This window comes from Streptomyces sp. 8L (genome assembly GCF_020176795.1).
In the GTDB taxonomy this organism is placed as follows: Bacteria; Actinomycetota; Actinomycetes; order Streptomycetales; family Streptomycetaceae; genus Streptomyces.
Window position 1 is genome coordinate 1 of the sequence record NZ_JAIUKE010000127.1, and the last position, 8,854, is coordinate 8,854.

General features: G+C 72.2%; 8 protein-coding genes. 5 read left to right on the forward strand and 3 right to left on the reverse strand.

Annotated features, from left to right (window positions below; genetic code table 11):
• Positions 1 to 59: 59 nt before the first annotated feature.
• On the reverse strand, positions 60 to 1,472 hold the full coding sequence (locus tag LCE31_RS12625) for an aldehyde dehydrogenase family protein (RefSeq protein WP_225014304.1): 1,413 nt from the start codon (positions 1,470 to 1,472) through the stop codon (positions 60 to 62).
• Between the two features lie 247 nt (positions 1,473 to 1,719).
• Here LCE31_RS12625 and hmgA point away from each other — a divergent pair, with 247 nt between their 5' ends.
• From hmgA to LCE31_RS12640, 3 genes are all read left to right on the forward strand, one after another.
• Positions 1,720 to 3,117: a homogentisate 1,2-dioxygenase gene (gene hmgA / locus LCE31_RS12630; protein WP_225014305.1), complete on the forward strand. Its 1,398-nt coding sequence runs from the start codon at positions 1,720 to 1,722 to the stop codon at positions 3,115 to 3,117.
• Positions 3,114 to 3,959 carry a GntR family transcriptional regulator gene (locus LCE31_RS12635; RefSeq protein WP_225014306.1) on the forward strand — a complete coding sequence of 282 codons (846 nt, stop codon included), beginning with the start codon at positions 3,114 to 3,116 and terminating at the stop codon, positions 3,957 to 3,959. The genes hmgA and LCE31_RS12635 overlap by 4 nt, the downstream gene beginning before the upstream one ends.
• Before the next feature lie 230 nt (positions 3,960 to 4,189).
• Entirely contained in the window at positions 4,190 to 5,371 is a 1,182-nt protein-coding gene (locus tag LCE31_RS12640; RefSeq protein ID WP_225014311.1) for a type ISP restriction/modification enzyme, read from the forward strand.
• A 296-nt stretch (positions 5,372 to 5,667) separates the two neighbouring features.
• Here the strand turns inward: LCE31_RS12640 and LCE31_RS12645 are convergent, their stop codons facing one another.
• Positions 5,668 to 5,931, reverse strand: coding sequence for a hypothetical protein (locus LCE31_RS12645; protein WP_225014307.1), 264 nt, complete (start codon positions 5,929 to 5,931; stop codon positions 5,668 to 5,670).
• A gap of 251 nt (positions 5,932 to 6,182) precedes the next feature.
• Positions 6,183 to 7,022, reverse strand: a complete 840-nt coding sequence (locus LCE31_RS12650; protein WP_225014308.1) for an SGNH/GDSL hydrolase family protein — start codon at positions 7,020 to 7,022, stop codon at positions 6,183 to 6,185.
• Between the two features lie 634 nt (positions 7,023 to 7,656).
• On the opposite strand from LCE31_RS12650, the gene LCE31_RS12655 reads away from it, so the two are divergent.
• Both LCE31_RS12655 and LCE31_RS12660 read left to right on the forward strand, forming a co-directional pair.
• Positions 7,657 to 8,571 (forward strand): glycosyltransferase family 2 protein, encoded by a 915-nt coding sequence (locus LCE31_RS12655; RefSeq protein WP_225014309.1) that lies wholly within the window; start codon positions 7,657 to 7,659, stop codon positions 8,569 to 8,571.
• Positions 8,568 to 8,854, forward strand: a 287-nt coding sequence (locus tag LCE31_RS12660; protein ID WP_225014310.1) for a glycosyltransferase family 2 protein, incomplete at its 3' end; no start/stop codon positions are given. The genes LCE31_RS12655 and LCE31_RS12660, both read left to right, overlap by 4 nt.

Here is an 8,854-nt window from a genome sequence, read left to right on the forward strand (position 1 = left end):
CGGGCCTCGGCAGGTCGTCGTAATTTGGGCTGGGGGGGTATGGGGGGCCGGGGCGGGGCTCAGAGCTGGAGCGACTTGGTCTGCAGGTACTCGTACAGTCCGTACGTGCCCATCTCGCGGCCCACCCCGGACTGCTTGTAGCCGCCGAAGGGCGCGAGTGTGTTGAACTCCCCGCCGTTGATGTCGACACGTCCGGCGTCCATCCGGCGGGCGAACGCCACCGCCTCCTCCTCGGTGGCCGCCCACACTCCGCCGTGCAGCCCGTAGACGGTGTCATTGGCGATCCGCACGGCGTCCTCCTCGTCCTCGTACTTGAGTACGACCAGAACGGGGCCGAAGATCTCCTCCTGGGCGATGGTCATGTCGGTGGTGACGTCGGCGAACAGCGTCGGTGCCACGAAGTAGCCACGGGGGCGCGGTGCTTCCGTGCCGCCCGCGACGAGCCGCGCGCCCTCCTCGACGCCCCGGGCTATGTAACTCCGCACGCGCTCGGCCTGCTTGGCGCTGACGACCGGGCCGACCCGGGTGCCGTCGGCGGCCGGGTCGCCGACGGCGTACGCGGCCAGGGCCACCCGGGCCAGCTCGACGGCCTCCTCGTACTGGTCCCTGTGGACCAGCATCCGGGTCCACGCGTAGCAGGTCTGGCCGGAGTTGGCCATCACATGGCCGACGCCGGCGGCGACCGCACGGGGCAGGTCGGCGCCGGGCAGGATCACGTTGGCGGACTTTCCGCCGAGTTCCAGCGAGACGCTCTTGACCGCGCCGCCCGCGAGCGCGCCGATCCGCCGGCCGACGGCCGTGGAGCCGGTGAACGAGATGTGGTCGATGCCCTCGTGTTCCGCCAGGGCCTGGCCGGCGACGTGCCCGTACCCGGTCACCACGTTGACGACACCGGCGGGCAGTTCCGCCGCGTCCACACACTCCGCGAACAGCTGCGCGGTCAGCGGTGTGTCCTCGGCGGGCTTGAGTACGACCGTGCAGCCCGCCACCAGGGCGGGCGCCACCTTGCTGATCATCATGCCGACGGGGTAGTTCCAGGGTGTGATCGCGGCGACCACACCGATGGGTTCCAGCAGCACCGCGGAGTTGGCGATCCGCTCCTCGAACGAGTAGGTCGCGGCGAGTTCCGCGTAGCCTGCGAGCGCGTCGATCGGCACCTTCGTCTGCGCTCCCGCGGCGAAGGCCGCGGGGGCGCCGAGTTCGGCGACGAGCATCTGGGCGATCTCGTCGGCGCGCTCGGCCATGGCGTCGTGCAGGGCGCCGAGAAAGGCGCCGCGCTCGGCGGGCGGGGTGGCCGACCAGCCGCGCAGCGCGGCGCGCGCGGCCCGTACCGCGGCGTCGACATCCTCCGCGCCACCGGCGGGGACCTCCGCGATGATGCGCTCGTCGGCCGGGTTGACCACGGCTATCGTGTCCGCGGCCAGGGCGGGCCGCCACTCCCCACCGATGTACATACCGTCGTGTGCCTTCATCGACATCCTCTCCGGAGCGAGGGCTGCGGCCGGACGTGTGAGCGAAGCGCGTGCCGCCAGGAAACAAACTAACGACGGTGATTTTTCGCGCCTAGACCCAATTCCACCCGGATCATGACGCGTTCATCCGGCGTTGTGCGGGCGACGCGCGGACACCACAGGAAACCGGAAGGCGTTGACGGGCGCAATCCTCCGGTGAACCATAGGATTGGCGAGTGGACCGGACGATCCTCACGAGGGAGTGGCGATGAGCGGCACCAGCGGCGTCGGCGGGGCCGGCGGGACAGACGGAGGCCGCGGAAGCGGCGGCCGGGCGGGCGACGCGCTCCAGCGGGCCAGGAAGGCCGCGACCGGGCTCGACTTCCTCACCGGTTTCGGCAATGAGCACAGTTCCGAAGCGGTCCCCGGGGCCCTGCCCGTCGGACGCAACTCCCCCCAGCGCGCGCCCCTCGGCCTGTACGCGGAGCAGTTGAGCGGCACGGCCTTCACCGAGCCGCGGGCGCACAACCGCCGCTCCTGGCTCTATCGCGTCCGGCCGTCCGCCGCGCACCCCGCGTACACCAGGATCGACAACGGATCGCTGCGCGGCGCCCCGTTCACCGAGACGGCGCCCGACCCCAACCGGCTGCGCTGGGACCCGCTGCCCGACCCGGCGCCCGGCACCGACTTCCTCGCCGGGTTGTGGACGCTGGGCGGCAACGGTGACGCGACGCAGCGAGTCGGTATGGCGATTCATCTGTACGCCGCCAACGCGCCCATGGAAGAACGGGTGTTCGGAAACGCGGACGGCGAACTGCTGATCGTGCCGCAGGAGGGCGGGCTGCTGCTGCGCACCGAGTTCGGGCTGCTTGCGGCACACCCCGGCGAGGTGGCGCTGATCCCGCGCGGCGTACGGTTCAGCGCCGACCCCCTGGACGGCACGGTCCGCGGGTACGTCTGCGAGAACTACGGCCGCCCCTTCGAGCTGCCCGAGCTGGGCCCGATCGGCGCCAACGGCCTGGCGAACGCCCGGGATTTCAGGGCGCCGGTGGCCGCGTACGAGTCCGGGGAGCGCCCGGTGAGCGTGGTGCACAAGTTCTGCGGGAACCTCTGGGCCACGGCCCTGGACCACTCGCCGCTCGACGTGGTCGCGTGGCACGGCAACCATCTGCCCTACGTCTACGACCTGCGGCGCTTCAATGTCATCGGGTCGGTCAGCTACGACCATCCGGACCCGTCGATCTTCACGGTGCTCACCTCGCCGTCCGACACACCGGGGCTCGCCGGTGTGGACTTCGTGGTGTTCGCGCCGCGCTGGCTGGTGGGCGAGGACACGTTCAGGCCGCCGTACTTCCACCGCAATGTGATGAGCGAGTACATGGGCCTGATCGAAGGCGCGTACGACGCGAAGCGGGCGGGCGAGGGCGGGTTCGTGCCGGGCGGCGGCTCGCTGCACAACATGATGTCGGCCCACGGCCCGGACCGTGCGACGTACGAGCGGGCCAGCACGGCCGAGTTGGCGCCGCAGAAGGTCGACGACGGCCTCGCGTTCATGTTCGAGACCCGGTGGCCGGTGACCGTGACGGCCCAGGCCACGGCCACGCCCGCGCTCCAGCGGGACTACGACCGCGTCTGGCGGGGACTCGAACGCAACTTCCGGGCATGAGCGGCCGGGACAGGAGTGCGGCGCGCCCGGGTGCGCCGGGGCAGCGGGGCCGGGAGGCGGCGGGACCGGAGCCGGGCGGGCAGCGCCGTGGCGGCCCGGCCGCCTTCTCGCCCGAACCGCTCGTGCTCAACCGCAAACTGCCGCTCTGGTACCAGGTGTCCCAGTCCCTGCGGGCCTCCATACTGGGCCGCCACCCCGACGACCCGCTGCGGCTGCCGACCGAGGAACGGCTCGCCGAGCACTACGGCGTCGGCGTCCTGACCATGCGCCAGGCCCTCGGCGAGCTGGTGGACGAGGGGCTCATCAGCCGGCACCGGCGGCACGGCACGTTCATCGAGCCCGGCACGCGCCGCAGCGCCCCGCGCCGCCTGCTCGGCTCCGTGGACGCGGTGGTCGCGCAGCAGTCGGGGGACCTGACGACGGTCCTCGGCCACGGGCCCGAGAAAGTCACCGGCGAGTTGGCCGAATACTTTCCAGATCTGGCCGAGATCACCTCGTACACCCGGCTGCGCAGGGACCGGGAGAGCGGTGAACCCGTGAGCTGGGCCCAGAACGCGGTCCGTCCGGACGCGGCGGCGCGCATCGACGTCGCGGCCCTGGCCGAGGCTCCCATGACCAAGGTGCTGCGGGACCTGGCGGGCGTCGCGATCGCCCGGATCACCGACACCGTGCGGGCCACGCTGGCGGACCCGGCGACGGCGGAGCTGCTCGACGTGCCGCTGCTGAGCCCGATCCTGCACTACACCGGCGTGACGTACGACGAGCGGGGCACGGTGGTCGACGTGGCCCGGATTCGCTACCGCGGCGACCGGTTCGCGTTCTCGGTGACCGTGGAGGCGTGACCGTCAAGGCATGACCGTAAAGGAGTGATCGGCCCGGGGACGGCCGGTGAACGGAGCCGGGGACGGGCCGTGGCGGGATGCGGCTGCCGCACGGCCCGCGACGGCGCGGCGGGCGGGTCGTTAGGCTTTTCGGGGGAGGCGCCCGACGCGCCGGGGACGTTACGAGGAGGAGGTTCGGGGTGGCCGAGACGACCGCCACGCCCGCCGGGACTCCGCTGCTCGCCGATCTCATGCCCTGGTCGGTGGGTCCGCTGCGGCTCGGCAGGACCTGGGTCCTGGCCCCCGACGCGGCCTCGCTCGCGGCCCGCTGGGACCGGCTCGTGGCGGCCGAGGGCGCCGAGCGCGACGCGCTGTTCGCGCCGAGCCGGGCCCGCACCCAGCACACGGCCGTGGCCGCGCTGCCCGGCGGCGCGACGGGCACCGCGCGCTTCATCCGGGAGGACGGGCCCTGCCCTCCACCGGTGCGGATCGCCCACGGCCCGTTCGACGAGCAGTGGCTGATCCCCGACCACCGGCTGATCGACGTGGCCCGCCCGGAGCTGTGGCGCGTCGCCGACGAGCGGCAGCTCTTCGCCGTGGAGCAGGGGTACGTGCCCGGCGCCGGAGGACCCGCCCTGCTGGTGTCCGCGCCGCTGCCCGACGGCCGCTCTCCCGCGGGCCGCCCCGGCCGCATCCGGCCGCTGTACCGCAGGCCCGGCGCCGCTGAACCGAACCTGGCGCCGGGGCTCACCTCCCTGCTCGGCTCCCGGTACGGGCATGCCGTCGACGCGGACGCGGTGCTGGCCTGGATCGCCGCGGCGGCGCTCGCGGCCCCGGGCGGCTGTGCCGTGCCGCTGCCCGCCGACCCGGCGCTGTGGGCCGAGGGCGTGGCGCTCGGCGGCGAGCTGGTACGCGTCCAGTCGCGCGGCGCGCGCGGCGGCGAGCGGCCGAGGCTGCCGGGCGGCAGACGGCCCTACGTACGGGCGGCGCTGCCCGCGCGGCCCGAGACCCTGGCGTACACGCCGGAGGACGAGACGCTGCGTCTGGGCGGCGCGGGCCGGATCTCTCCCGTGCCGGAGGGCGCGTGGGCGTACCGGGTGGGCGGCGTGCGGATGCTGGAGGCGTGGTTCGACCGGCGTACGGCGCGGGCGGAGGCCGGGACGCTGGACGCGGTCGGCCCCGGGGCCTGGCCGCAGGCCTGGACGTCGGAGCTGCTCGAACTGATCGCGGTCCTCGCGCTGCTGTCGGCGCTCGCGCCCCGGCAGGAGGCGCTGCGCGCCGCGTGCGCGGACGCGGCGCGGGCGGGTGAGGTCCTCGACCGGGCGGCGCTGCGGAGCGCGGGCGTCCTTCCGGTGCCGGCGGCGGCACGGCGTCCCGCGTCGGTGCTCGACCACCACGAGGAGGGCCCGGAGGGGCAGTTCGCGCTGCTCTGAGCGGTCAGGAGCCGGGCCGGCCCCTCACGGGGACCTTCAAGGCCGCGGCGGCCGGGGGCGCGGCCCGAACGGTGCGGGAGCTTGCGGCTGGTACGCGTACGGACCCGGGGCTGCCCGGACGCGCGGTGGCAGGGTACGAGCGCGTACGGGACGGCCGGGAACCCGGTACGGAGCAGGTACGGATGCGGACGACGACGAGGTACGGGTACGGGTGCGACGAGCGCGGCGGAACCGGCGCCCACGGCGGGTGGCGCCCGGCGGGACCGCCGATGGCGACGGGCCCGCGGGCGGTCGGCTCAGTCGCGGTTGCCGAACAGGGAGCGGCGCAGCCGCCGCAGGGGCGCGAAGAGCGACACCCTGGAGCTCTTGCGCTGACGGGTGCGCGTCTGGTCGTGCGAGGTGAGCTCGCGCATCAGCAGCGTCGCCTCCACCGCCTCCCGCTGGGGCACGGCGGGACCGCCGAGCACCGCCAGATGGCGGTCGAGACGCGAACTGCTCGCGCCCGTCCCGCACGTGATCGCAGGGACTCGCGCCCTGCTGTGCGCCGTTATCTGCTTCATGTCACTCCCCACCCGTACGACTGGGCCCGGCCCCGGGCACATTAACCCTATCGCTACGCCATGACACCCGTGTATCCCGTCTCCAGCATCAAGCACACCCGTACGAGTTGCGTCGGCGGTCGCCCTGTTCCGCATCTTTCGGGGCGAGTTGGACAGTTCGACCGCCAACTCCCAGGCGGGATGTCTGGTTCATGGCGTTACGCGCGAGATCGCCCCCGGAAGGGCGGTCCCGCGCCCGTCGCGAACGCCGGTCAGGAGGCCGCTGCGGTGAAGACCGGCAGGTATCCGCCGGACTGGCCGGCCGCCGTCGGGTGGTAGGACTCCTCGATGTCGAGGACGTTCACGCTGTGCAGCCATGAGGTGCCCGAGGAGCAGATCTCGTGGCCCGTGAACGCCTGGGTGACGTCGGCGAAGGTGAAGCCGTGGTCGGCCGCGCGCTTGGCGGTCACGGCGTTGATGTGGTCGGCGGCGCTGTCGATGGCGGACCGCTCGGCCTCGCTGAGCCCCACCACGCACGAGCCGTTCAGCTCGTAGAAGCGGGGGTAGCCGAGGACGACGACGTGAGCGTTGGGCGCCTTGGCGTGGATGTCGTTGTAGACGGTGTCGAGTGCGCCGGGAAGCGTGTTGTCGACATAGGTATTGGCGGTGGCGATGCGGCTGAGGCAGGTCGACTCCGACTGGAGGACACATGTCGTCATGACGTCGGAGAATCCGGCGTCGTTGCCGCCGATGCTGATCGAGACCAGGTCGGTGGCGGAGCTCAGCGGCGTGAGCTGGCTGGATACGACATCACCCGTACGAGCGCCGGAGCAGGCGGTGGAGGTGAAGCTGGCGGGGGCGTGCGCGGCGGCCCACAGGGCGGGGTAGGCGTGGGGGCTGCGCTTGCAGTCGCCGCTCGCGCTGTCGTAGTCGCCGGAGCCGACGCCGGAGGAGTAGGAGTCGCCGAGCGCGACATAGTCGGTGCCCGCGGCGGGTGCGGCCTGGGCCGCCGCCGCTCCGGACAGGGTGAGGGCCAGGCCGACGGCCAGCGTGGACGCGAGCGCCACAAGTCTGGACCGCGTGGAACGGGGCGTGGTACGGGGCAGTTTCATGGAACCTCCCATAGCAGTTCTGGTCGCCGCTCAGCGGTGTGCCGCCGTCAACTGTCGTACCAGCAGACCCACTTCGCCGGAAGTGGACATGACAGATGAATGGCGGTCCGTCGACCGGCCGCCGAACGGGGACGCTCCCGTACCGTGAATACCGGATGTTCCGTCATTCCGCGGAAACACTGGGGCCCTTGGGGCTGATGGGACGGAAGAAAAGCGCGGGACGAAAAGCGCGTCAGAACTAGACGGTTCCTTTACAGAATCGACCGACGAAGAACAGCCAATGTACGGAAAAGGCAAGCCGTCCTCCGGGTCTTGCCATACAGTCCCTTTCGTCAATACCGTCATACATCCACCCGCAACGATCCTTGATGTACACCGGCCAAAGGGGAGGGCTCGGACGCCGGAGGGATCGAGCGGGGCGCGGTAGGGGGGTGCCGTGCCCGGTGTCCGCGACCGGTTTCCGCCGACCGCGGGGCAGTGCCGGGTCGCGTGCCGCGCACGGCCAGTTTTACCAGCTCAGCAGGGTGCTCGGAGCTCGCTTCCGCATGCCCTGGCTGAACACCCCCCTTTCGAACCGGAAACTCAGCCGGACCGCCCGGGGGCGGGCGGTCCGCCGGACGAGAGGGAATGAAACGTGAGCTCCATTCTGCGACCGGCCGTTACGGGCACCGATCGGTTAACCTCACCCCGCCCGGGCGCCGGGGAGTACCAGCCGATCTCGCCCCATCTCGCGATCGCACCGCCGGTCAGCGTGGTCATACCGGCCATGAACGAGGCGGAGAACCTTCCCTACGTATTCAAGACACTGCCCGACTGGATTCACGAAGTGGTCCTCGTCGACGGCAATTCCACGGACGACACGGTCGCGGTCGCGAGACGGCTCAGACCGGACGTGAAGGTCGTCGGGCAGCGGGGCAAGGGCAAGGGGGACGCCCTGATCAGCGGCTTCGCGGCATGCACCGGCGACATCATCGTGATGGTCGACGCGGACGGCTCCGCCGACGGCCAGGAGATCGTCAGCTACGTCTCGGCGCTCGTGTCCGGCGCGGACTTCGCGAAGGGCTCGCGCTTCGCCAACGGCGGTGGCACGGACGACATGACGTTCGTCCGCAAGCTCGGCAACCGCGTCCTGTGCGCCGCGGTGAACGCCAAGTTCGGCGCGAGATACACCGACCTCTGCTACGGCTACAACGCGTTCTGGCGCCACAGCCTGGACGCGATCACACTGGACTGCACCGGCTTCGAGGTGGAGACCCTGATGAACATCCGGGTCGTCAAGGCGGGCCTCAAGGTGCAGGAGATACCGAGCCACGAGTACGACCGCATCCACGGCGTCTCCAACCTGAGCGCGGTCAGGGACGGGCTCAGAGTGCTCAGGGTGATCTTCAAGGAGAAGGGGGTACCGCGCTCGGGCCGCCGCTGGACGGGGCGCCCGGACGCGTTCGGCAGGGCACCGGCCGGAAAGCTCCCCCTCGGCCTGTCCGCACTCGCCCCGGCACAGCTCGGTTCCCCGGCGCTCGGCGAGGCACCGCTCGGGGAGGCCCCGTGACCGCGGGCCGACGCGCGTTCTCCGTGGTGGTCTGCGTCTACACCGAGGAGCGCTGGGCCGACATCCTCGCGGCGGTCGACTCGGTGCGCGGGCAGTCTCCCGCCCCGCTGGAGACACTGGTCGTGGTGGACCACAACGAGGCGCTGCGGACGCGGCTGAGTGCCGCCTTCGCGGCGGCGGACGGGGTGCGGGTGCTGGCGAACGCGGGCCCCCGCGGACTGTCGGCCGGCCGCAACACCGGGGTGGCCGCCGCGCGCGCCGAGATCGTCGCGCTGCTGCGCCA